General features: G+C 65.5%; 23 protein-coding genes. 12 read left to right on the forward strand and 11 right to left on the reverse strand.

The features are described 5' to 3' along the window. Positions 1–18: 18 nt before the first annotated feature. Together dprA and tldD are read right to left on the reverse strand one after the other, a co-directional pair. Entirely contained in the window at positions 19–1,176 is a 1,158-nt protein-coding gene (gene dprA, locus RGUI_RS15435) for a DNA-processing protein DprA (RefSeq protein WP_371587435.1), read from the reverse strand. Between the two features lie 399 nt (positions 1,177–1,575). Further along, on the reverse strand, positions 1,576–2,997 hold the full coding sequence (gene tldD, locus RGUI_RS15440; RefSeq protein ID WP_081534587.1) for a metalloprotease TldD: 1,422 nt from the start codon (positions 2,995–2,997) through the stop codon (positions 1,576–1,578). Between the two features lie 359 nt (positions 2,998–3,356). Between tldD and thrC the strand changes: the two genes are divergently transcribed. From thrC to RGUI_RS15455, 3 genes are read left to right on the forward strand one after another with little or no spacing between them, the layout of a single operon-like run. Next, positions 3,357–4,748 (forward strand): threonine synthase, encoded by a 1,392-nt coding sequence (thrC, locus tag RGUI_RS15445; protein ID WP_081534589.1) that lies wholly within the window; start codon positions 3,357–3,359, stop codon positions 4,746–4,748. Continuing rightward, complete coding sequence (locus RGUI_RS15450; RefSeq protein WP_081534591.1) at positions 4,745–6,007, forward strand: pitrilysin family protein; 1,263 nt, start codon at positions 4,745–4,747, stop codon at positions 6,005–6,007. The genes thrC and RGUI_RS15450 overlap by 4 nt, the downstream gene beginning before the upstream one ends. Next, entirely contained in the window at positions 6,007–6,591 is a 585-nt protein-coding gene (locus tag RGUI_RS15455) for a GNAT family N-acetyltransferase (RefSeq protein ID WP_081534593.1), read from the forward strand. The genes RGUI_RS15450 and RGUI_RS15455 overlap by 1 nt, the downstream gene beginning before the upstream one ends. A gap of 76 nt (positions 6,592–6,667) precedes the next feature. On the opposite strand, the gene RGUI_RS22385 is transcribed toward RGUI_RS15455, so the two are convergent. Then, positions 6,668–6,802 carry a hypothetical protein gene (locus RGUI_RS22385; protein WP_256387853.1) on the reverse strand — a complete coding sequence of 45 codons (135 nt, stop codon included), beginning with the start codon at positions 6,800–6,802 and terminating at the stop codon, positions 6,668–6,670. Positions 6,803–7,049: 247 nt separating this feature from the next. Between RGUI_RS22385 and pxpB the strand changes: the two genes are divergently transcribed. Both pxpB and RGUI_RS15470 read left to right on the forward strand, forming a co-directional pair. Further along, positions 7,050–7,712 carry a 5-oxoprolinase subunit PxpB gene (pxpB, locus tag RGUI_RS15465; RefSeq protein WP_081534597.1) on the forward strand — a complete coding sequence of 221 codons (663 nt, stop codon included), beginning with the start codon at positions 7,050–7,052 and terminating at the stop codon, positions 7,710–7,712. After that, entirely contained in the window at positions 7,709–8,674 is a 966-nt protein-coding gene (locus RGUI_RS15470; RefSeq protein ID WP_081534599.1) for a biotin-dependent carboxyltransferase family protein, read from the forward strand. The genes pxpB and RGUI_RS15470 overlap by 4 nt, the downstream gene beginning before the upstream one ends. A gap of 9 nt (positions 8,675–8,683) precedes the next feature. Here RGUI_RS15470 and RGUI_RS15475 read toward each other — a convergent pair whose 3' ends face one another. The 3 genes from RGUI_RS15475 to RGUI_RS15485 are packed head-to-tail and all read right to left on the reverse strand — an operon-like array spanning position 8,684 to position 11,419. Then, positions 8,684–10,336: a hypothetical protein gene (locus RGUI_RS15475; protein ID WP_156882990.1), complete on the reverse strand. Its 1,653-nt coding sequence runs from the start codon at positions 10,334–10,336 to the stop codon at positions 8,684–8,686. 60 nt (positions 10,337–10,396) lie between these two features. Further along, positions 10,397–11,095, reverse strand: coding sequence for a hypothetical protein (locus RGUI_RS15480; RefSeq protein ID WP_081534603.1), 699 nt, complete (start codon positions 11,093–11,095; stop codon positions 10,397–10,399). A gap of 30 nt (positions 11,096–11,125) precedes the next feature. Beyond that, positions 11,126–11,419, reverse strand: coding sequence for a hypothetical protein (locus RGUI_RS15485; protein WP_081536121.1), 294 nt, complete (start codon positions 11,417–11,419; stop codon positions 11,126–11,128). Positions 11,420–11,574: 155 nt separating this feature from the next. Here RGUI_RS15485 and RGUI_RS15490 point away from each other — a divergent pair, with 155 nt between their 5' ends. From RGUI_RS15490 to RGUI_RS15500, 3 genes are all read left to right on the forward strand, one after another. Further along, positions 11,575–11,865: a hypothetical protein gene (locus RGUI_RS15490; protein ID WP_081534605.1), complete on the forward strand. Its 291-nt coding sequence runs from the start codon at positions 11,575–11,577 to the stop codon at positions 11,863–11,865. Between the two features lie 93 nt (positions 11,866–11,958). Then, on the forward strand, positions 11,959–12,597 hold the full coding sequence (locus tag RGUI_RS15495) for a ribonuclease HII (RefSeq protein WP_081536122.1): 639 nt from the start codon (positions 11,959–11,961) through the stop codon (positions 12,595–12,597). 96 nt (positions 12,598–12,693) lie between these two features. Then, positions 12,694–13,797 (forward strand): site-specific DNA-methyltransferase, encoded by a 1,104-nt coding sequence (locus RGUI_RS15500; RefSeq protein WP_156882991.1) that lies wholly within the window; start codon positions 12,694–12,696, stop codon positions 13,795–13,797. Positions 13,798–13,920: 123 nt separating this feature from the next. Here RGUI_RS15500 and RGUI_RS15505 read toward each other — a convergent pair whose 3' ends face one another. Beyond that, a complete protein-coding gene (locus tag RGUI_RS15505) occupies positions 13,921–14,148 on the reverse strand; it encodes a hypothetical protein (protein WP_081534608.1) in 228 nt (75 codons plus the stop codon). 30 nt (positions 14,149–14,178) lie between these two features. Next, complete coding sequence (locus tag RGUI_RS15510; protein ID WP_081534610.1) at positions 14,179–14,670, reverse strand: hypothetical protein; 492 nt, start codon at positions 14,668–14,670, stop codon at positions 14,179–14,181. A 224-nt stretch (positions 14,671–14,894) separates the two neighbouring features. Between RGUI_RS15510 and RGUI_RS15515 the strand changes: the two genes are divergently transcribed. Beyond that, positions 14,895–15,530: an NAD(P)-dependent oxidoreductase gene (locus RGUI_RS15515; RefSeq protein WP_081534612.1), complete on the forward strand. Its 636-nt coding sequence runs from the start codon at positions 14,895–14,897 to the stop codon at positions 15,528–15,530. Positions 15,531–15,538: 8 nt separating this feature from the next. Here the strand turns inward: RGUI_RS15515 and mutY are convergent, their stop codons facing one another. Further along, positions 15,539–16,600, reverse strand: a complete 1,062-nt coding sequence (gene mutY, locus RGUI_RS15520) for an A/G-specific adenine glycosylase (protein ID WP_081534614.1) — start codon at positions 16,598–16,600, stop codon at positions 15,539–15,541. Positions 16,601–16,684: 84 nt separating this feature from the next. Between mutY and RGUI_RS15525 the strand changes: the two genes are divergently transcribed. The 3 genes from RGUI_RS15525 to RGUI_RS15535 are packed head-to-tail and all read left to right on the forward strand — an operon-like array spanning position 16,685 to position 19,038. Further along, positions 16,685–17,203: a DUF721 domain-containing protein gene (locus RGUI_RS15525; RefSeq protein ID WP_371586882.1), complete on the forward strand. Its 519-nt coding sequence runs from the start codon at positions 16,685–16,687 to the stop codon at positions 17,201–17,203. A gap of 13 nt (positions 17,204–17,216) precedes the next feature. Next, complete coding sequence (locus RGUI_RS15530; RefSeq protein ID WP_156882992.1) at positions 17,217–17,876, forward strand: DsbA family protein; 660 nt, start codon at positions 17,217–17,219, stop codon at positions 17,874–17,876. Positions 17,877–17,880: 4 nt separating this feature from the next. Next, positions 17,881–19,038, forward strand: a complete 1,158-nt coding sequence (locus tag RGUI_RS15535) for a CaiB/BaiF CoA-transferase family protein (protein ID WP_081534620.1) — start codon at positions 17,881–17,883, stop codon at positions 19,036–19,038. Here RGUI_RS15535 and lpxK read toward each other — a convergent pair. Together lpxK and RGUI_RS15545 are read right to left on the reverse strand one after the other, a co-directional pair. Beyond that, positions 19,010–20,011, reverse strand: coding sequence for a tetraacyldisaccharide 4'-kinase (gene lpxK, locus RGUI_RS15540; RefSeq protein ID WP_081534622.1), 1,002 nt, complete (start codon positions 20,009–20,011; stop codon positions 19,010–19,012). The genes RGUI_RS15535 and lpxK overlap by 29 nt on opposite strands. Then, a complete protein-coding gene (locus RGUI_RS15545) occupies positions 20,011–21,183 on the reverse strand; it encodes a 3-deoxy-D-manno-octulosonic acid transferase (protein ID WP_081534624.1) in 1,173 nt (390 codons plus the stop codon). Before RGUI_RS15545 ends, lpxK begins: the two co-directional genes overlap by 1 nt. Positions 21,184–21,189 lie beyond the last annotated feature (6 nt).

Here is a 21,189-nt window from a genome sequence, read left to right on the forward strand (position 1 = left end):
CCGGTCGGGCGGTCGCGGTCAATCGCAGCGCGACAGCAACCCACCCGGCGCCCGGGCAATCCGGCCGTCCAGTTCCAGCATGACCAGCTCGGGTGCGACACGCCCCGCCGGCAGGTTCAGATCGCGGATAAGCTGGTCTTCGGCCAGCGGCGACGGGCCGAGCCGAGACAGGATTTCCTCGTGCAGCGTGCTGATATCGGCAGGCGGGGGACGCTGGGCTTGCACCGGGGCCTCTGGCACTTCGGCGGCGCAGGGGGTGGGGACTTCCGCAAAAAGATCGGGCCTGTCCGGCCGGCCGCAGGTTGTGGCCAAGACCTCGATCACGTCGTCGGCCCCGCGAACCAGAACCGCCCCGTCGCGGATCAGCATGTTGCACCCTGCGGCGCGTGCGTCGAACGGGTGGCCGGGCACGGCCAGCACCTCCCGCCCCTGGTCAAGGGCGGTGCGTGCGGTGATCAGGCTGCCGGACCGTGCCGCGGCCTCGACCACCACAACCGCGCGTGCGAGGCCCGCGATGATCCTGTTGCGCTGGGGGAAATGCCGGGCCTGCGGGGTGAGGCCCGGCGGTTGTTCCGTCAAGCGCAGGCCCTTTTCGCCGATCTCTTCGGTCAGCGCGGCATTCTCGGCGGGGTAGGCGATGTCAATTCCCCCAGCCTGAACCGCCACGGTTCCGGTGTCCAGCGCGGCCATATGGGCGACCCGGTCGATGCCGCGGGCAAGCCCCGAAACGATCACATGGCCCTGCGCGCCCAGGTCTTCGGCCAGCCGTCGCGCCATGCGCGTGCCAAGCGACGACGCATTGCGCGCCCCGACAAGGGCCACCATGGGCCGGTCAAGCAGGTCAAGCCGCCCCTTCGCCCAAAGAAACGGGGGCGCATCGGAAAGGTCGATCAGCGCTTGTGGATAGTCCGCCCCGCCGAAGAACAGCGGCCGCGCGCCCAGTGCCAGCCCCGCGTCCAGTTCGGCCCGGGCTGCGGCTTCGGAAAACGGGGCATAATCGTTCACCCCGGCGGCCCGCGCAACGCTTGGCAAAGCGTCCAGGGCGGCCGCGGCGCTGCCGTGTTCTGCGACCATCCGGTGAAAGGTCGTGGCCCCGACCCGTCGCGACCGGATCAGTCGCAAGCTCGCCACAAGTGGCTCTTCCTGCGATGAAACCCGGATCGCCTCGTGCTTCAGCTTCCCCACGACACCGTCCTCCGTTCCGTGCGGGGCGCAGGTTGGCCGCGAAATGGTTAACGAGACATGAATGCGAAACGGTTTCGATATTGGGGGAGTGGAGGGAGAGGCCGGCGGATCGTCGCGGGTGGGCATTTTTCGCCGCATCTGCCGGAAAGAAAAGGTCGCGCCATTTTCTGGGCGCGACCGGATGAAGCGAAGCTACGGTAACCTGGGAGTCTTCCCGGGTGGGTGGTGCGAGGGGGTGGTAGGAAGAATAATTCTCCGCGTTTCCGTAACTCCGCATCATCCTGATATGCACTTTGCGCCGAAGAGAGTTAACAGAAGGTGAACGGCGAAGGGAATAATCGCCTTAAGCGCGAATTTTTCTAAACCGCATGAATTCACGGGCGGTCTGCCCTAGCTTCCGGCGCCCCCGACCGTCAGGCCGCCAATCAACAGCGTGGGTTGCCCGACGCCCACCGGCACCCATTGACCGGCCTTGCCGCAATTTCCGATTCCGGGGTCGAGGGCCATGTCGTTGCCGATCATCCGGATCTGTTTCATCGCGGTCGGCCCGTCGCCGATCAGCGTGGCCCCCTTGACCGGGGCGCCGACCTTGCCGTTCTTCACGCGGTAGGCCTCTGTGCAACTGAAGACGAACTTGCCGTTGGTGATGTCCACCTGTCCGCCGCCGAAGCCCACCGCATAGATGCCATCTTTCACTTCGGCCACGATGTCCTCCGGGTCGGCCTCTCCGCCCAGCATGTAGGTGTTGGTCATGCGCGGCATCGGCGGATGGGCAAAGCTTTCGCGCCGCCCGTTGCCCGTCGGCGTGACCCCCATCAAGCGGGCGTTCTGCCGGTCCTGCATGAAGCCCACGAGAACCCCGTCCTCGATCAGGACATTCTTGCCAGAGGGTGTGCCCTCGTCATCGACGCTGATCGACCCGCGCCGGTCGGGGATCGTGCCATCGTCCAGAACCGTTACGCCCTTTGCGGCGACCTGTTGGCCCATCAGTCCGGCAAAGGCGGAACTGCCCTTGCGGTTGAAGTCGCCCTCCAGCCCGTGGCCCACGGCCTCGTGCAGCAGAACGCCGGGCCAGCCATTGCCCAGTGCCACGTCCATGACGCCGGCGGGCGCGGCTTCGGCCCGCAGGTTGACCAGCGCGATGCGCAGCGCTTCCCGCGCGGGCGCTTCCCAGTTGGCCCGGTCGATCAGTCCGGTCAGGCCCGTGCGCCCACCCCCGCCGTGACTGCCGGATTCGCGGCGGCCGTTTTCCTCGACGATCACCCCAACGTTCAGACGGGTCATCGGGCGGGTATCGGACAACAACGTGCCGTCCGGGCGCAAGATAAACACCTCTTGCAACGACGCGGCCAGCGTGGCGGTCACCTGCACCACGCGGGGGTCGAGGTCGCGGGCGAAGGCGTCGATCTCGCGCAGGGTATCCAGCTTCACACCGAAGCTGGCATCGGCCATCGGGTCGGCATCGCTGTAAAGGCGGCGGTTGGTCGGCTGGGGCGCGTCGGCCAGCGTGCCGCCACCAGCGCCGACGGCCAGCCGGGCGGTTTCGGTCGCGCGGCGCAGGGCGGCCTCTGAAATCTCGGTGGAATGGGCATAGCCGGCGGCCTCCCCCTTCACCGCGCGCAGCCCGAATCCCTCTGACGCGTCATAGCTGGCGGTGCGCACCCGACCGTCGTCGAAGCTCAGCACCTCCGACCGGCGGCGTTCCAGGAACAACTCGCCATCGTCGGCCCCGTGGGTGGCATCGCGCAACATCGCCAAGGCCGCATCCTGATCCAGCAGGCTGTCGAAGGGGCGGAAAGGCGGGTGCTGCATGGCGGGATCCTCGCTCGCGGGGCTGTGATGGAAAAAAGGTGGCAGATTGTCGCAGTTTTGCTTGTCTCTCCCCCCTCAATATGTTTCTCTGAATGCACGATACAACGACATGAGCGTCGTCTCCGCAAACTGTCGTGAAAAATGGCGGAAAATCTCGCCAAAGGGAACCGGGATAGGCGCAAGGATCGTCAGACGCCGCGCTCGGGTTCGACTGCCGGGCGTTCCCACTTGCTGGTCCGGTGCTGCACGCTCCTGCAGCGCCGGACCACAAGACCAAATCAGCAAGCAACAGCATTTAGCCGGGGTGACACTGCCTTGGGTCTGGCGTATCAGGCGACGGACTGAAGGAAGGCAGGCTGATGCGTTACGTGTCCACCCGGGGGCAGGCCCCGATTCTTACATTCGAAGAGGCCATGCTGACCGGCCTTGCACGCGACGGGGGGCTCTATGTTCCCGAAACGGTGCCGGGCATGTCGCCTGCGGATATCGCGGGGCTGGCCGGTCTGAGCTATGAGGACGCCGCCTTCCGCGTGATGAAGCCCTTCGTCGGGGACGCCTTCACCGATGCGGACCTTCAGGGAATCATCGCCCGCGCCTACCAGGGCTTCGACCATCCCGCCCGCGCGCCATTGACCCAGCTTGGCCCCAATCACTTCCTGCTGGAGCTGTTCCACGGGCCCACGCTGGCCTTCAAGGACTTCGCCATGCAACTGATCGGCCAGCTGTTCCAGACGGCGCTGGAACGGTCGGGCAAGCGGGTGACCATCGTCGGCGCCACCAGCGGCGACACCGGAAGTGCCGCGATCGAGGCGTTTCGCGGGCTCGACAATGTCGATGTCTTTATCCTCTTCCCCGAGGGACGGGTGTCAGAGGTGCAGCGCCGCCAGATGACCACGCCGTCAGAGGCGAACGTGCACGCGCTGGCCCTGAAAGGCGATTTCGACGATTGTCAGGCCCGCGTGAAGGACATGTTCAACCATTTCGAGTTCCGCGACGCGGTGGGCCTGTCGGCCGTCAACTCGATCAACTGGGCACGGGTGCTGGCACAGGTGGTTTACTACTTCACCTCGGCGGTGTCGCTTGGGGCGCCGCACCGGTCCGTCGCCTTTACCGTGCCGACGGGCAATTTCGGTGACATCTTCGCCGGTCAGATCGCCCGTCGGATGGGCCTGCCCATCGAACGGCTGGTGATTGCCACCAACCAGAACGACATCCTGCACCGGGCGCTGTCCGGCGGGGCGTATGAGACCAAAGGGGTGACCCCTTCGATCAGTCCGTCGATGGATATTCAGGTGTCGTCCAACTTCGAACGCGCTCTGTTCGACGCCTATGGGCGCGACGGCTCTGCGGTTGCCCAACTGATGGGTGAACTGAAGGACAAGGGCGGCTTTTCCATCAGCCAGGGCGCGCTGGAATGCCTGCGCGAAACCTATGCGTCGGGCCGCGCATCGGAAGAAGAAACCACCGCCACGATCCGCGCCACCCATGCCGCGACGGGCGAAACCCTTTGTCCGCATTCCGCCGTCGGTGTGAAGGTCGCACAGGACCAACCCGCCACCGCGACGCCGATGATCACGCTGGCCACCGCACATCCCGCCAAATTCCCCGACGCGGTCGAGGACGCGACCGGTCAGCGGCCCCCCTTGCCCTCCCGCATGGCGGACCTGTATGAGCGGCCGGAGCGGGTGACGGCCGTTGAGAACGACCTTGCCGCGCTTGAAGCTCTCATCGAAGAAAGGCGCAAGCGTTGAGCGTCGAACTCCACAGGCTGTCCAACGGCTTTCGTATCGTCACCGAGAACATGCCCGGGCTGAAATCCGCGGCGCTGGGCATTTGGGTAATGGCCGGCGGGCGCGACGAACGTCCCAGCGAAAACGGCATTGCCCATTTCCTTGAGCACATGGCGTTCAAGGGCACCGACAAACGCACGACGCTTCAGATCGCCGAGGCGATCGAGGATGTGGGCGGCTATATCAACGCCTATACCTCGCGCGAGATGACGGCCTACTACGCCCGTGTGCTGGAGGCCGATGTACCGCTGGCGCTGGACGTTCTGTCCGACATCCTGCTGAATCCCGTTTTCGCACCCGAGGAGATCGAGGTCGAGCGCGGTGTGATCCTGCAGGAAATCGGGCAGGTTCTGGATACCCCCGACGATGTGATTTTCGACTGGCTGCAAGAGGTCGCCTATCCCGAACAGGCCATCGGGCGCACGATCCTGGGCCCGGCAGAGCGGGTCAGCGGCTTTTCGCGGGACGATCTGTTCTCCTTCATCCGCCGCCACTACACGCCGGAACGGATGATCCTGTCGGCTGCCGGTGCGGTCGATCATGCAGAACTGGTGCGTCTGGCCGAACAGACCTTCGGGCATATGAAGCCAAGCACGGCGGACAAGCCCGAGCCTGCGAGTTTCACCGGCGGTGAGCGGCGCGAGGTCAAGTCGCTGGAACAGGCGCACATGGCGCTGGCCTTCGAATGCCCCGGCTATCGCGATCCGGGCATCTATACCGCGCAGATCTTTTCGACTGCGCTGGGCGGGGGCATGTCCTCGCGCCTGTTTCAGGAACTGCGGGAAAAGCGGGGGCTTTGCTATACCGTCTTCGCGCAGACGGGCGCCTATGCCGACACCGGCCTGATCACGTTGTACGCGGGCACCAGCGGCGAACAACTGGGCGATCTGGCAGAACTGACGATGGCGGAACTTGCCCGCGCCGCCCATGACATGACCCCGGCCGAGGTCGCGCGGGCCCGCGCGCAGATGAAGGCGGGGCTGTTCATGGGGTTGGAAAGCCCGTCGAACCGGGCCGAACGGCTGGCGCGGCTGGTGTCGATCTGGGACCGTATCCCGGATATCGACGAAACCGTCGCCCATATCGACGCGGTGACCACCGGCGATGTGCGAGAATTCGCAGGACGTCTTGCCGGTTGCGGGCGGGCAGCGCTTGCGCTTTACGGCCCCGTGGCGAAGGCGCCGGCGCTCGACGCGCTGCAAGGCAGGCTCGTGGCCTGATGTTCGGGTTGCGGCGGAAGGTCCGCATCGAGACCGCGCGCATGATCCTACGCCCGCCCATCCATGCCGATTTCAACGACTGGACGGTGCTTCGGGCGGAAAGCGCGGGGTTTCTGACGCCGTGGGAACCGGCGTGGTCCAAGGATCATCTGCTGCGCAAGGCCTTTACCAACAGGGTCTACTGGGCGCAGCGGGCGCTTTCTTCGGGCTCTGCCCTGCCGCTGTTTCTGATAAGGCGGGCCGACGATGTGCTGTTGGGGGCGATCACGCTGGACAACATCCGCCGCGGCCCGTCGCAATCCGGCACCTTGGGCTACTGGGTCGGGGAGCCTTTCGCGCGGCAGGGATACATGCGCGAAGCGATCGAAGCCGTCGTCCAGCATGCGTTTATCGAGCGCGACATTTCGCGGATCGAGGCAGCCTGCCTGCCCGAGAACGTGGCGTCACGCGGCGTGCTGGAGAAATGCGGGTTCAAGTATGAGGGCGTGGCCCAAAGCTATCTGCAGATCAATGGCCGCTGGCGGAACCATGTGCTTTATGCCAACCTTCGGAGCGATCGGCGCGGACGAACCGCGACGGGTTGATCCGCTGTGCCTGTCATAGGGAATGCCACATAAACGCAGACCGGTCGCAAGGGGGGGTGCGAAAGGCCGGCTGGCGTCAGGCGGTGGCGTCTGCCAAGGCGCTGGTGTCTTCGGGACGCAGAACCTCGCGCAGGATCAGCATCAGGGCGCCAAGCGTTCCACCCAGCCAGTAGGCGAGTATGATGGTCAGCAGGCTGGGCCCGAATGTCATCGAGGCGATGAATGCGGAAGCAACGCCGGAGAAGATCGATATGAGGATCAGAGCTATCAACATGGGTTCCATTGGTGCCGACGAAAGACGTCGAGATTTGGGCAGACTGGGGGAAACATGTTGACATCGGGTTACCGAACACACGCCCAGACACAACCTGACATTGATTCCGGGCGTTGTCCCATGTGACATTTTCGTGGCGGCACTTCAACCAAAAGCAGTGCTCCGCGGGGCCCGGGGAAAGCGTATGGGTTTGACCGACTTACGGATATCGAGACTTGGCATCGCAGGGGTTCTTGCCGATGCAGCCGACGGCGTGTTCAGCGAAATCACCCAGGGACGCATCCTGGCCCTCGCCTTTGCCCTGCGCCAGACCCCCGGGGTGACAGAGGTCGTGCCGGGCATGAACAACCTGCTGGTCGAGGCAGACCCAAGGCAGTGTACGGCGGACGCAGTCGAGACCCTGCTGCAACGCCTGTGGCATGAGGTAGAGCCCGCGCCAAGCCAAGACCGGCTGATCGAGATCCCAGTGGTCTATGGCGGCGCCGCGGCCGAAGATATCGGTGCGTGGGCTGCGCATGCTGGCCTGTCGGTCGATCAGGCTATCGCACGCCACGCCGCAGGCCACTACACCGTGGCCGCGGTCGGGGCGATGCCGGGCTTTGGCTATCTCTCTGGGCTCGATCCGCAGCTTGCAATGCCCCGGCGCAAGGTGCCCCGCACGCGGGTCGTCGCGGGGGCGGTGATCGTGGGGGGCGCGCAGGCAGCGGTTATGCCGATCACGGCGCCCTCGGGCTGGCACATCATTGGCCACACGCAGGTCAAGCTGTTCGACGCCGACGCCGCGGAACCGTGCCTGTTTCAGCCCGGCGATCGGGTGCGCTTTACCGTGAAAGAGATCCTGGCATGATCGAGGTTCTCAGAAGCGGCCCGGCCAATTGCATTCAGGATGCCGGGCGGCCGGGCCTTCTGCATCTGGGGATCAGCCGCTCGGGCGCAATGGACAGGCTATCCTTCGACATGTCCAATGCGCTTTTGGGCAATCGGCCCGATGCCGCGGCGGTCGAGGTGGCGATGTTCCCTTTCTCGGTACGGAGCGATGTTGACACCTGTGTTGCGGTGACCGGTGCCGATGCGCGGGCCGACGTCGACGGGCATCGCCTTCCGCCCAACTGGGCCGTGCCGGTGCGCGCGGGGGCGGTTCTGTCGCTTTCGCCCCCGGACCGAGGGATGCGCACCTATGTGGCGTTTCGGGGCGGGGTCTATGTGCCGCCTGTCATGGGGTCCCGCGCCACGGATCTCAAATCCGGTTTCGGCGGGTTTGACGGCCGCGGCCTGGCGAAGGGGGATCGTTTCGCCCTTGGAGAGGCCAATCCGTGCCGATTGCCGACGGCGGGGCGCGGGGCCGTGCTGCCTGCCGACATTGCCTCCGACTGGGCCGCGCTTGCAACCGGCGCTGCGGTCGGGGTCATCCCGGCGGCGGAGTTCCAAGACTTCACCGAGGGAAGCCGCGCGCAGTTCTTCAACGCCAATTGGCGGGTGGGGCATCAGGCAGATCGCATCGGCTATCGCCTTGAGGGGCCAGAGCTGACCCGAACGGAACCGCGGGAATTGTTCTCACACGGGCTCTTGCCGGGTACGGTGCAGGTTCCGGCCTCTGGTCAACCGATCATCCAGCTTGCCGATGCCAATACCTGCGGCGGCTATCCCAAGATCGCTGCGGTCGTCGCGCCTGATTTGTGGAAGATCGCGCAACTGGGGCCGGGCGGGCATCTGCGCTTTCGGATGATCGAGCCCGAGGTTGCCCTTGAACGAATTAGCGCTCAGGAAAGCCTGATCGCGAAACTGCGCAGCGCGGCCCTGGCGATGTGAACCGCCCGGCTATTCGTACACGAGAACCGGGTTGCGCCGGATGGAGCGGTCTAACCGGTATCGGGACGCATCCGCCTGTGGTTCCACCGGAACGATCGCGCTTCGGCCGTCGCCCCAGCGTCGGTTCCAGCCGGTGAGACGCCCATCGGCCCCATAAACCGGCCTGTCGGTCCAGGCTGCCGACCAGTAGAGAAGTGGGTCGTAGTACTGCCCCCGGCGCGTCGCATCGTAGTCGATCAGCGACAGGCGGCGCGTGCCGTCCTCCGCCGCCGTATAAAGCCTGCGCTGATGGGTCGGGAAGTCGACCGAGACGAAGGCCGGGGCGCTGTCATGTATCCCGTTATTGGCGAACACCCCGATATCGACACGGGATACCAGCCGTCTGCTGCGTTCCTCATCGCCATAGCCAGGCCGGCCATAGACGGGTTCGGGGAATGCGTCGTGCCATCTGATGCGGATGCGGGCGGTTTGTCCGTCCGGGCCTTGCGGTTCGATCTCGACCAGCGCGGGGTTGCCGTGCAGCAGGCGCCATTCATAGGTCAGGGGGCGGTTTCCCGGATTGACCTGTGGCGAGGCAGTGACGACCAGTTCCTTTTCCCATTCGAAACCACGCCACAGCCGGGCAACCGCCGACAGGGTGTCGAACAGCCGTTCCGACCGACCGTCCAGCCCGGCAGTCTCGGCAAAGTCCTCCCGCTCCACCCGAAGCTGCAGAACGGGCGGGATCTCGTCGGGTTGCATCTGGTTGGCGTGTCCGACCATGCGGCCCGGCCGAAGCTGATCTTGCGCAAAGACCGTGGGATGGGCCGCGCCGCTCAGATACGCCTCCCGGCTGGAGACCGTTTTCAGGTTCCGGCGCATGATCATCTGCAAGGTCGGCACGACAAGCCCGTTCTTGCGCATCACGTCCATCGTTTCGCGGGGAAAGGCCGCCAGCGTCATCGCGAAGGCCCGCAGAAACCCCTTGTCGGTGCCCGACGACCCCTGGCTAGTGACCGTGTAGGGCCAGTTCGCCGGGAATGTGTCATGGGCATCGTGATCGCGGTGTTCGGGATAGATATAGATGTGGTTGTTCTGGTAGAGCCGCGCCGAAAGCGCAGGGCCGTCTCCGCTTGTCATCAATTGCCGGGTCTGGCTTCTGGGGGCGTCGCCCCCGGTGATCGCGGTCGAGGAATTGCCGAAGACAGCGGCGGGAAGGACCAGCGGCCCGGCCCGGCCATAGTCGAACCCGCGGGCCTTCAGATCCGGCCCGTAGCGCAGGAAAAGCAGGCGCGGGAACTCCTCTGGCCTAATGATGGAATGCCCACGGTCGCGATTGTCGTAAAGGATGCCGTGAAACCCGTTCACCGCGCCCTTCGCGTTCAGATAACGCAGCAGTTGGGCACCATCCTTATTGTTGCCGGGGCCCACGATGGGCAAGGTCATGTCCGGTTCGGGCAGGGTCAGGCCGAAGGCGACGAACTGGCGGGCGCCGACGGGGATCAGATCCGCGGCCTTTAGCACGACATCGGCCGCCCGGGCCATCTGACCGGCTGCCAGCAGGACCAGCGCTGCAATCCATAACAGAAATACGCATTTCATGGTGCAATCTTTACGGGAACCGACCGTAGGGTCCAGCCCCGCGGGCATCCGGATCGGGCTGTGCAGGTCGCGTTTCACCATGTCCGTCCCGGCGGGGCGTTTCAGCGCGTCGTTCAACCGGCGCAGACGGCCGAACCGAGGCTAAACCACCCGGATCACGTCCTTGTCCACGGCCAGCAGATACCCGCGCCGGGCCACGTTGCGGACCAGCAATTCACTGACGATCTGGTTGCCCAGGGAGTCGCGCAAGCGCTTGATCCGGGTCGCCCCGGCGGCTTCGTCGCAGTCTTCGACCGCGCGGCCGGATATCATCGCCTCGATCTCGGCGCCCGAAAGCATGTCGTCGTCCATCCGCGCTTCGGCCAGCACCGAAAGCGTCTCGATAGCCGCCGGTGTCAGCGTGAAGGCCATGTCGTTCAGCAGCAGCGCGTTTTCGGCGCGGATGATCATCAGTGACGAGACCCGTATGCCGGCCCTTTCGATTTCCGACATGCTCCGGTTCAGGGTGACAATGGTGACCAGGAACATCAGTGCCGCGATCAAAAGGCCGGTGGCCAGCAACATCAGCACGAAGATCACCATCCGGTAGGAGGCCAGGACCTCGGAAAAGGCGGTGCCGGACTGTGCAAGGATCTCCAGCAGCTTGATCTCGGCCCCGGTGGTCAGGTTGTCGTTCTCGATGAACAGGCGCTCGACCCGCGCGTTGAAGGCATTGGCGTCGGGCAGGGTCAGAAACAGCAGAACGGCCGTGGTCAGCAGGATCGCGACAATGGCGGCAATGCCGGCAACGACCACCCATTGCGCCCGAACCGGGGGTTTGATGTCTCCGCTGCCGCTCATCCTCGCTGCCCCGGACTTCATCGCCCTGGCTCAGTATTTCAGGAAGTATCCGCCAGCGCTGGCCTTGCGCTGGTCAAGCCCGTCGGCCCCGAAAATCGACATCACGTTCAGCAACTGCCATCCGGCGCGCCCAAGCCGGCGATCGATTTCGCGCGTGGCCGCGTCGCGGCTGCCGCAGGCGGCCGCGGGCAGTTCCATCACGCCGTAATGCAGGCGCAGGGGGCTGTCCTGCTTGGCCTTGTAGTCGGCATAGCAGTCCGCCGCGGCCGACGTCGCGAGGACGAGCGCGCACAGAAGGATCGAAGGGAAAACACGGGGTGCCATGCCCGAAAGCATGGGGCAGGCGGCGACGCTATTCAATAACAACCGCGCGGGGGCGGCCTTTTCACGGGGCGTCATCCGATAACAGGGCGTCGTCATTGCCTGACAGCGGGCACCGGCGGGATCGTGGGGCATCGCAACACGGAAAGGACATTCCCATGATCCGTTATCTCGCAATCCCCGCCCTTTCGCTGGCGCTGTCTGTCACGCCCCCGCTTGCCACACCGGCGCGCGCGGGCGATGCCGATGCGCTGGCTGCCGCCCTTCTGGGGGCCGGTGTGCTGTTCGTGATCGTTGAGGGGCTGGGCGACCGGTCTGCCCGGGCGGCACCCCGCCACGTCGTTCGCGACAGGCCCATGGCGCCGCGCGCCCACGGACATCGCCGTCATCCGCCGGTGACCCGGCATAGCGGCCCGCGCGGCGACCACTGGCCACGGGCACAGCGCTGATGAGAAAGGGAGGCGGCGCTTGCCCCGTGCCGCCTCTGCCCCTTGCCACTCTGCCCCTTGCGGCGGGGACGGTCCCGCGCTTTGATGCGCGGCATGCAGCAGCTTTCCCCCGATTTCACGTTTGAACGGCAGGCATTCGCCCAAGGCATGCGCGTCGTCGTCGGGGTGGACGAGGTGGGGCGCGGCCCCTTGGCCGGGCCGGTGACTGCTGCGGCCGTGCGTCTCGACCCAGACGCGATCCCGCCCGGGCTTGATGACTCCAAGAAACTGACGGCGGCCCGTCGCGCCGAACTGGCGGAGGCGATCCGGGCCGTGGCCGAGGTGTCGGTCGCCCATGCCAGCGTCGAGGAAATCGACCGGCTGAACATCCTTCAGGCCAGCCATCTGGCGATGTGCCGGGCGATCGCCGGATTGTCCACGCGGCCCGATTTCGCCCTGATCGATGGCAACCGCCTGCCGCGCGATCTGCCTTGCGCGGGACAGACGGTGGTGAAAGGCGATGCGCGTTGCCTGTCCATCGCCGCGGCCTCTATCATGGCAAAGGTGACACGCGATGCGCTGATGGTGGACCTTGCGCAACACTTCCCCGGCTATGGCTGGGATAAAAACGCCGGTTATCCGACCCGCACGCATCTTCAGGCGATTCGAGATATCGGGGTCAGCCCATACCATAGGCGTTCATTCAAGCCCGTGCACAATATCTTGTATCAAGAGAAATCCATAACCCCCTGATTCAAAAAAGAAATTGACGGCGAATCGGGTTTGACTCACATTTGGGGCCAACAATGACGCCGAAGACATGGCGCCTTTCAGAGGCAACTGACCAAGATGACCAAAGCCAAGGGGGCGGCGCAGCTTCCGCTCAACACGATTCTGCCCGGCGATTGCATCGAGGCGATGAATGGCCTGCCCGAGGCCAGCATCGACCTGATTTTCGCCGACCCGCCCTATAACCTGCAGCTGAAAAGCGAACTGCACCGGCCCGACAATTCCAAGGTCGACGCGGTGGATGACCATTGGGACCGGTTCGACAGTTTCGCCGCCTATGACAGCTTTACCCGGGGCTGGCTGGCCGCCGCGCGGCGGGTGCTGAAACCCAATGGCGCGATCTGGGTCATCGGCAGCTATCACAACATCTTCCGCATGGGGGCAGAGTTGCAGAACCAGGGCTTCTGGATTCTGAACGATGTCGTCTGGCGCAAGTCGAACCCGATGCCGAATTTCCGCGGCAAGCGGCTGACCAATGCCCATGAAACGCTGATCTGGGCCAGCCGTGACGAAGGGGCGAAATACACCTTCAACTACGAGGCGCTGAAATCCCTGAACGAGGGCGTGCAGATGCGCTCCGACTGGGTGCTGCCGATCTGCACCGGGCATGAGCGGCTGAAGGACGACAACGGCGACAAGGCGCATCCGACGCAAAAGCCGGAATCCCTGTTGCATCGCGTTCTCGTGGCAACGACCAATCCTGGCGACGTGGTGCTTGACCCGTTTTTCGGCACCGGCACGACCGGCGCGGTGGCCAAGATGCTGGGCCGCGATTTCATCGGGATCGAACGGGAAGCGGCCTATCGCGAGGTGGCCGAGAAGCGTCTTTCCCGCGTGCGCAAGTTCGACCGGGAGGCGCTGATGGTCTCCACCTCCAAACGCGCGGCGCCCCGCGTGCCATTCGGCCAACTTGTCGAACGGGGGATGCTACGCCCGGGCGAGGTTCTGGTCTCTCCTCGCGGCAAGACGGCCAAGGTGCGTGCCGACGGCACGCTTGTTGGCGACGATGTCACCGGATCGATCCATCAGGTTGGCGCGGCGCTGGAAGGCGCGCCCAGTTGCAATGGCTGGACCTACTGGCATTTCCGGCGGGAGGGCAGGACGGTCCCCATCGATTTCCTGCGTCAGCAGATCCGGGCCGAGATGGGACATCCCGGCACCTGAGGCATTCACGATTACCGCCTGTGCCCGCGGTTTCCGGCCGCGGCACGCGACTGCCCCGCCATGCCCATGGCGGGGCACTTTTTTCGCGCGGCTTTTCAGAACTGTCGGGGCCCGGCGGCCCGGCTACAGTACGAGGCTGCCATAGGGCGGAAGATCCGCCCCGTCGCGGCGCGCCTGCTCATAGACGCCGCGCAACTCGTTCAGGGCCTTGCGATAGGTCTCTGCCGAGTCTGCCAGTTCATAAAGATCGGGGCCTTCCTCCATCGCATCCATCGCCGCTTCCTCGTCATCGACCACGCGGGCCAGCGCCTGGATGGCGGTCATGAGGGCGATCTTGCTGATTTCGACCATCGTCTCCGCTCCCGTATCCTAAGCCGTTGATCAGATGGTCCCGGCCAGTTGCTTTTGCCGAACGACGCAATTGCGGGCAAGGTTGTCCAGCGCCCCGCGCAGGGTCACCGGGCTGACCGTGCCGCCCGTAAGAACCTCGATCTGGTAATGATGCGGGTCAGAGCCGCGCTGGACGACCTGCAGGCAGGCGGGCAGCGTCGTTCCCTCGGGCATTTGGAAGTAGTTCCATGACCGGTAGCCAAGCGCGCCCTCATAGTCGTGCAGGGATGTGCCGCTTCCGGTGTCCATTTGGCCATCGGTGATCGACCAGTCCTGGCGCGAGCGTGTCTCTCTCACGGTCTTGCCGTGCTTGTCCTTGACGATCTCGCCCGCCCGGTTCCGCTTGGCAACGGTCCAGTATCGCCGTTCGATATCGCCGTGAAGGATGCCGGCAGCCGGTTCTTCGCCGTCGACGGCCCACACGCCCTTCTTGAACTGCCCCTTGTTGGCCGCCCGGTAATAGTCCTTGTCGAGTGTGGCCATCGTCTCCTCCCTGTTGCACGGTTTTTAAAGCTTTCAATCAAGGCGCACTATTTTATACGAATTGTACGCAAATCACCCCATTCTCGCAACAAGCTTCGCCGTCATGTGCCGTCGACGCCGGGGCATGTCCTGCCCCCAGTCGGGTTGTCCGCACGGCCGCGCGGGCGCCCCCTCGGCAAATCCGGTTCCTGCCCTACATCTGGCGAAAGTACAGGAGGACACGCATGAAGCTTCTGGTTGTTGGTGCCAGCAAGGGCATCGGGTTTGAAACCGTGACATACGCGCTTGAACGGGGGCATGAGGTCCGGGCACTTGCCCGGAGTGCGGACAAGATGGCGCTTGACCATTCCCGGCTGGATAAGATCGCCGGCGATGCCCGCAACCCCGAGGATATCGCAGCCGCCGTCACCGGCGTCGATGCCGCGATCATGACCATCGGGTTGCCCAAGAACATGGAGACGCTGAAGCGCACGACGCTGTTTTCCGATGCCACGCGGGTGTTGCTGACGGCCATGTCGGGCGCGGGGGTAAAGCGGCTTCTGGTCGTCACGGGCTTCGGCGCAGGCGATAGCAAGGCCAAGTTCAGCTTTGTCGAGAAACTGCCCTTCGATGCACTTCTTGGCCGGGCCTATGCCGACAAGACCGTGCAGGAGGAGTTGATCATGGCCTCCGACCTCGACTGGACCATTGCGCGGCCGGGTATCCTGTTCTCGCGGCCCATGACGGGCGAATACGAGGTGCTGGTCAAGCCAGAGACATGGCATCAGGGGCTGATGTCGCGGGCCAATGTCGCGCATTTCCTGATCCATGCGGCCGAGGACGGGACTTATGTGCACCAGACGCCGGTCTTGATCCGCTAGGGATGCCGTCAGCCCGCGGCAAGCGCGCCGCGTGCCAGGTCAAAGGCCTTGCGCATCACCGTGGGCAGGTCTGATGGGCGAAAGGCAGCCTTTTCGACGAACGCTCCGCGCAGGGGCGTGACGGTGTCGGGCAGGGTCGCCACCCGCAGGGCCAGCCGCAGGTGGAAATGGGTGAAGGTATGGCGGACCTCGGCGCCCAGCGGTTGCCAGTCGGCCGGGGCGGGCGGGGCCTCCATCGGATGGGTTTCGGTCCAATCCGTGCCCGGCCAACCCATCATGCCGCCCAGCAACCCCTTTTCGGGACGCCGTTCCAGAAGCCAGGCCCCGTCGGCGCGTCGGCCGATATAGGCAATGCCAAGCCGGGTCGGCTTGGGCTTTTTCGGCAGTTTGCGGGGCAGGTCCGCCGCAATGCCCTGCACCCGTGCCGCACAAGGCCCCACCCACGGGCACAGCCCGCAGGCCGGGTTTTTGGGTGTGCAAATCGTGGCTCCCAAATCCATCACAGCCTGTGCATGGTCGCCGGGCCGCCTTTCCGGTGTCAGTCGCGCGGCAAGCGCCGTCAATTCGGCCTTTGCGGTGGGCAGCGGCGTCTCGACGGCGAACAGGCGGGCCATCACCCGTTCGACATTTCCGTCCACCACGGTCTCGGGCCGGTCGAAGGCGATGGCGGCAATGGCCGCGGCGGTGTAGGGGCCAATGCCGGGAAGCGCCAGCAGGTCGGCATGGGCATCGGGAAACCGTCCGCCATGGGCATCCGCCACGATCCGCGCGCATTTCAGCAGGTTGCGCGCCCTGGCGTAATATCCCAGCCCGGCCCATTCCCCCATCACCTCGGCATCCTCTGCCGCGGCCAGCGCACCAACGGTGGGCCAGCGCGTTGTAAAGCGGTGGAAGTAGTCCTTTACCGCGGCAACCGTGGTCTGTTGCAGCATCACCTCTGACAGCCACACGGCATACGGGTCCGGCTGCACGCCACGTGCGCGGTCTTGCGGCCCCACCCGCCATGGCAGGTCGCGGGCGTGCCGGTCATACCAGTGCAGAAGCGTTTGGCTCAGCTCTTCGTCACGCAATCTTTATGCCTTTCTTCGGGTCAATTCTCTGGCTGGCCTGTGCCCGCGCCCCTAGGATAGGGTTCAGCAAAGGGAATGACAGCCATGGCCCGACAAGGCAGCCGGGAAATCCATCGCAAACGCGGTTTCGCGCATGCATCCAGCCTGCTTCAGGCCCGCATCCGGCGGGTCGGTGAAAAGCGGGGTTTTGCCGTGTCGCGCCTTCTGACCCACTGGGCGGAGATCGTGGGCGAAGACATCGCGCGTATCGCGCGCCCCGTCGACGTGAAATACGGGCGCGAAGGGTTCGGCGCCACCCTGACCGTGCTGACGACCGGGGCCAATGCCCCGATGCTGGAAATGCAGAAAGAGGCGCTGCGCGAAAAGGTCAATGCCTGCTACGGCTACGCCGCGATTTCACGCGTCCGCCTGACCCAGACCGCGCCGACCGGCTTTGCCGACGGGCAGGCGGAGTTCGCCCCGGCCCCGAAATCCGCGCGGTCGGCCCCTGACCCGGTGGTCAGGGCGCAGGCAGCAGAGCTTTCCGCCGATGTGCAGGATGATGGCCTGCGCGCGGCCCTTGAAGATTTGGCGGCGAATGTCCTATCCCGCCCGAAACGTTGAGGAGAACCCGAACATGATCCGCAACATGAGACTTGGCCTGATTGCGCTGGGCATCCTTGGCGGGGCCTGGCTGGCCACGTCGCACGTCCTGCCCGGGCTATCGCCGGTCGGTCCGGCACAGGCGCAAGACTCCGCCGCCGATACCGTGGTCGTTACGCCCTTCACGCTGGGCGATCCCGACGCACCGATAAAGATTTCGGAATACGCCTCTTTCACCTGCGGGCATTGCGGGCATTTCCACGAGGAGGTCTTCAAGAAGCTGAAGGCCGACTACATCGACACCGGCAAGGTCTATTTCACCTATCAGGAAGTCTACTGGGACCCGTACGCGATCTGGGCAGGTCTTCTTGCGCGTTGCGGGGGGGAGATGCGGTTCTTCGGCATAGTCTCCATGCTTTATGAAAAGCAGGGCGAGTGGATCGATGCCAAGGATCCCGGCAAGACCGCCGAGAACCTGCGCAAGATCGGCCGCACCGCGGGCCTTGGCGCCGACGAGATGGAACAGTGCCTGAGCGATGCGGCCCTTGCCACGGCGCTGCGCGACCGGTCCGACAAGGTGTCGGCACGCGACGGGATCACCGGGACGCCGTCGCTGATGATCGACGGCGAGCTTTACAAGAACATGCCCTATCGCAAGCTGAAGCAGATCCTCGACGACAAGCTGAAAGGCTAGGCCGGTGGCCGCACCTCTTGCGGGGCTGAAGGTTGTCGAACTGGCGCGGATTCTGGCCGGGCCCTGGGCCGGTCAGGTGCTGGCCGATCTCGGTGCCGAGGTGATCAAGGTAGAGGCCCCGGAAGGCGACGACACCCGCCGCTGGGGCCCGCCCTTCGTGCACCGTGACGGGCATCGCGAAGCGGCCTATTTCCATGCCTGCAACCGCGGGAAGCAGTCCATCGCGGTCGATTTTCGCACCGATGACGGGCAGGCGCTGGTGCGCGACCTGGTGGCCGGGGCCGATATCGTCATCGAGAATTTCAAGGTCGGCGGGCTTTCGAAATACGGGCTGGACTATGCCAGCCTGTCAGAGGTCAATCCGCGGCTGATCTATTGCTCGATCACCGGCTTCGGGCAGGATGGGCCTTATGCCCATCGCGCGGGCTATGACTTCATCATTCAGGCGATGTCGGGGCTGATGTCGATCACGGGAGAGCCCGATGGCCAGCCGCAGAAGGTTGGCGTGGCGGTCACCGACATCTTCACCGGCATCTATGCCGCGACCGCCATTCTGGCCGCCGTTCATCAGCGCGAACAGACCGGGCGGGGCCAGCAGGTCGACATGGCGCTCTTTGACGTGGCGACCGCGATCACCGCCAATCAGGCGATGAACTATCTGACCACGGGGCAGGCCCCGCATCGGATGGGCAATGCGCATCCGAACCTTGCCCCCTATCAGGTGTTCGATTGCAGGGATGGCTTCCTCATCATCGCGGTTGGCAATGACGGGCAGTTCGGGCGGCTTTGCCAGTTGCTGGGGCTGGAGGGTCTTGCCGCCGATCCGCGTTTTGCATCCAACGCCGACCGCGTGGAAAACCGGGCGGCGCTGACCGCGGCCCTGACAACTGCAACGACGGGCTGGCCCAAGGCCGATCTGCTGGCCGCGTGCGAGGGGCAGGGCGTTCCTGCCGGGCCGATCAATGATATGGCCGAGGTCTTCGCCGATCCGCAGATCATCCATCGTGGGTTGGTGGCGACGCGCGACGGGGTGCCGGGGCTGCGCACGCCGATTGTCTTCTCGGATGCGGAACTGGCGCTCGACCATGCCGCGCCAAAGCTTGATGAGCACGGCCAGGCAATCCGGTCCCGGCTCAGCCCGGGCCGAGACCGATCCGGCTGAGGCCCGCCTCGAGCGGCGCCCAGTCGTCAAGAACCAGCCGCACGGGAAGCGTCAGGACTTTCTGTCGGAAATCGCGCGGCAGCCGCACGGCGTCCTTTTCGGTCGTGACCATCTGCGCGCCCAGCAGCTTTGCCTCCCCCTCCAGCCGGGCCATCAGGGCGGGGGTCAGGGGCTGGTGATCCTCCAGCGGCTCGCCACGCTTCAGATCGGCGCCAAGGCCCCGGAGCGTGGCAAAGAACTTCTCCGGATGACCGATGCCGGCGAAGGCCAGAACCGGCATGCCCTGCCAGTCGATCCCGGTCTGCAAAGGATGCAGCGCGCCGCGCAGGTGGGGCACGGTCAGGGTCTGGCCCCAGGCGGCGTCGAACTGGCGCTGTGCCGGGGGGGCGCCGATCGACAGCACGCAATCGGCGCGGGCAAGGCCCACGCCCAGCGCTTCGCGCAAGGGGCCGGCGGGGATCACGCGGCCATTGCCGAACCCTTTCACGGCATCGACGACGACCAGCGACAGGTCCTTGGACAGACCCGGATTCTGGAACCCGTCATCAAGGATGATCGCCCCGGCCCCGGCCGCGACGGCCGCGCGGGCCCCCGCTGCCCGGTCCTTTGCCACCCATGTCGGCGCGAACGCCGCCAGCAGCAGCGGTTCGTCCCCGACCTCGGCCGCGGAATGGACCCGCTCCTCGACCCGGACCGGCCCTTCCAGCCGCCCGCCATGGCCGCGGCTGACGATATGTGCCGTCACCCCCCGCGCCATCAGGCGCATGGCGAGTGCGATCACGGTCGGTGTCTTGCCGGTGCCGCCCGCGTTGATGTTGCCCACGCAGATCACCGGAACGCCGGGCCGTTCAAACGGGCCCTTGGCCAGCCTGCGCGCCGTCCCGCGGGCATAAAGCGCCCCCAGTGGCGACAGCAGGCGCGGGACAAGCCCGGGCCGATCCGGCGCGCGATACCAGAAGGCGGGCGCGCCCATCAGGCAGTTTCCGATTCCGACAGGACGTCCAGCATGCGTTCCACGATGCGGTCGGTCGATTTCGTGCCTTCGGTCGAGATGTCCCAAGCATTGCGCGCCATGACGGCGGCGCGGTCCGGCGCCAGCAGTTCCGACAGCGCCTCGGCCAGCGAGATCTCATCCCGGACAAGCCGCGCGGCCATCGCATCCCCCAAGCTGTTGTAGCGATCTGCGTACGGGCCAAGTGCAGGCCCATGCAGGATGGCCGAGCCGAGGGCCGCGGCCTGAAACGGGTCGGGGCCGTCATTCGCGCCCAACGTCCCGCCAAGGAAACTGACCGGGGCAAGCCGCAGCCACAATCCCATCTCACCCTCCTGATCGGCGACGTAGATCTGGGTTTCGGCCTCAGGCTCTTCGTTGTCGGAACGAAGGGCCACCAGCCAGCCCTCCGCACGTAGACGGCGGGCCAGATCGGCGCCGCGTTCGGGATCGCTCGGTACCAAGATCAGCAACAGCCGGTGCGCATGACGCAGGACGCGGGCATGGGCGGCAACGACAACCGGGTCCTCGGCCGGGCGTGTGCAGGCGGCCAGCCAGACGGGACGCCCGGCAATGAGTGCGCCAAGCGCACCGCGTTCGGCCGAATTGCAGCGCAGGACGGCGCTGCCGCGGGACAAGGGCTTGCAGGTCGCGATCCGGTCTCGCGGCAGGCCCATCGCGGCCAGTTGCGCCGCGCCATCCGGGGCGGTCACGAAGATCCGGTCGAACCGGTTCAGCAACTGCCGGTTCGCGACGGCGCCGATGCGCCACCGGCTGCGCCAGGCTTTTGGAATATCGGGCAGGATCAGGAACAGGGCGGTGCCACGTGCGCCCGCATAGCTCAGCGTGCTGGCGGGAAGATGGGCGGGGTAGAACAGCGCGATGTCCGGCCGCCAGCGGTCCAGGAAGGCCGTGCTTGGCCGAAGGCCTTCGCCCGGACCCGCGGCGCACAGCACATCGGGCAGGTCCGGCAGGGACGCTGGCCAGTCCGGTACGCTGTTTTGGCCGGTGACGAGAATGGTCAGGTCGGGGTCCCGGTCGTCAAGCTGGCGCAGAAGTTCGGCAACTTCCGCCTGCGCGTCGGGCGGCGGCGCATGCACCCAGACCAGCGGCCCATTGGGCCGCGTGGCGTTCGATCCGCTGTGTCCCGCCATTGGCCG

Origin of the sequence: Rhodovulum sp. P5, from assembly GCF_002079305.1 — a bacterium.
Classification (GTDB): Bacteria; Pseudomonadota; Alphaproteobacteria; order Rhodobacterales; family Rhodobacteraceae; genus Rhodovulum.

What these genes read in the sequence shown, in the direction of transcription:
- tldD (WP_081534587.1), bottom strand. Translation starts at nt 2,997, where the DNA reads ATGCAGCACCCGCCTTTCCGCCCCTTCGACAGCCTGCTGGATCAGGAT.
- thrC (WP_081534589.1), top strand. Translation starts at nt 3,357, where the DNA reads ATGCGTTACGTGTCCACCCGGGGGCAGGCCCCGATTCTTACATTCGAA.
- RGUI_RS15455 (WP_081534593.1), top strand. Translation starts at nt 6,007, where the DNA reads ATGTTCGGGTTGCGGCGGAAGGTCCGCATCGAGACCGCGCGCATGATC.
- RGUI_RS22385 (WP_256387853.1), bottom strand. Translation starts at nt 6,802, where the DNA reads ATGACATTCGGGCCCAGCCTGCTGACCATCATACTCGCCTACTGGCTG.
- pxpB (WP_081534597.1), top strand. Translation starts at nt 7,050, where the DNA reads ATGGGTTTGACCGACTTACGGATATCGAGACTTGGCATCGCAGGGGTT.
- RGUI_RS15470 (WP_081534599.1), top strand. Translation starts at nt 7,709, where the DNA reads ATGATCGAGGTTCTCAGAAGCGGCCCGGCCAATTGCATTCAGGATGCC.
- RGUI_RS15475 (WP_156882990.1), bottom strand. Translation starts at nt 10,336, where the DNA reads ATGGTGAAACGCGACCTGCACAGCCCGATCCGGATGCCCGCGGGGCTG.
- RGUI_RS15480 (WP_081534603.1), bottom strand. Translation starts at nt 11,095, where the DNA reads ATGAGCGGCAGCGGAGACATCAAACCCCCGGTTCGGGCGCAATGGGTG.
- RGUI_RS15485 (WP_081536121.1), bottom strand. Translation starts at nt 11,419, where the DNA reads ATGGCACCCCGTGTTTTCCCTTCGATCCTTCTGTGCGCGCTCGTCCTC.
- RGUI_RS15490 (WP_081534605.1), top strand. Translation starts at nt 11,575, where the DNA reads ATGATCCGTTATCTCGCAATCCCCGCCCTTTCGCTGGCGCTGTCTGTC.
- RGUI_RS15495 (WP_081536122.1), top strand. Translation starts at nt 11,959, where the DNA reads ATGCAGCAGCTTTCCCCCGATTTCACGTTTGAACGGCAGGCATTCGCC.
- RGUI_RS15500 (WP_156882991.1), top strand. Translation starts at nt 12,694, where the DNA reads ATGACCAAAGCCAAGGGGGCGGCGCAGCTTCCGCTCAACACGATTCTG.
- RGUI_RS15505 (WP_081534608.1), bottom strand. Translation starts at nt 14,148, where the DNA reads ATGGTCGAAATCAGCAAGATCGCCCTCATGACCGCCATCCAGGCGCTG.
- RGUI_RS15510 (WP_081534610.1), bottom strand. Translation starts at nt 14,670, where the DNA reads ATGGCCACACTCGACAAGGACTATTACCGGGCGGCCAACAAGGGGCAG.
- RGUI_RS15515 (WP_081534612.1), top strand. Translation starts at nt 14,895, where the DNA reads ATGAAGCTTCTGGTTGTTGGTGCCAGCAAGGGCATCGGGTTTGAAACC.
- RGUI_RS15525 (WP_371586882.1), top strand. Translation starts at nt 16,685, where the DNA reads ATGGCCCGACAAGGCAGCCGGGAAATCCATCGCAAACGCGGTTTCGCG.
- RGUI_RS15530 (WP_156882992.1), top strand. Translation starts at nt 17,217, where the DNA reads ATGATCCGCAACATGAGACTTGGCCTGATTGCGCTGGGCATCCTTGGC.
- lpxK (WP_081534622.1), bottom strand. Translation starts at nt 20,011, where the DNA reads ATGGGCGCGCCCGCCTTCTGGTATCGCGCGCCGGATCGGCCCGGGCTT.
- RGUI_RS15545 (WP_081534624.1), bottom strand. Translation starts at nt 21,183, where the DNA reads ATGGCGGGACACAGCGGATCGAACGCCACGCGGCCCAATGGGCCGCTG.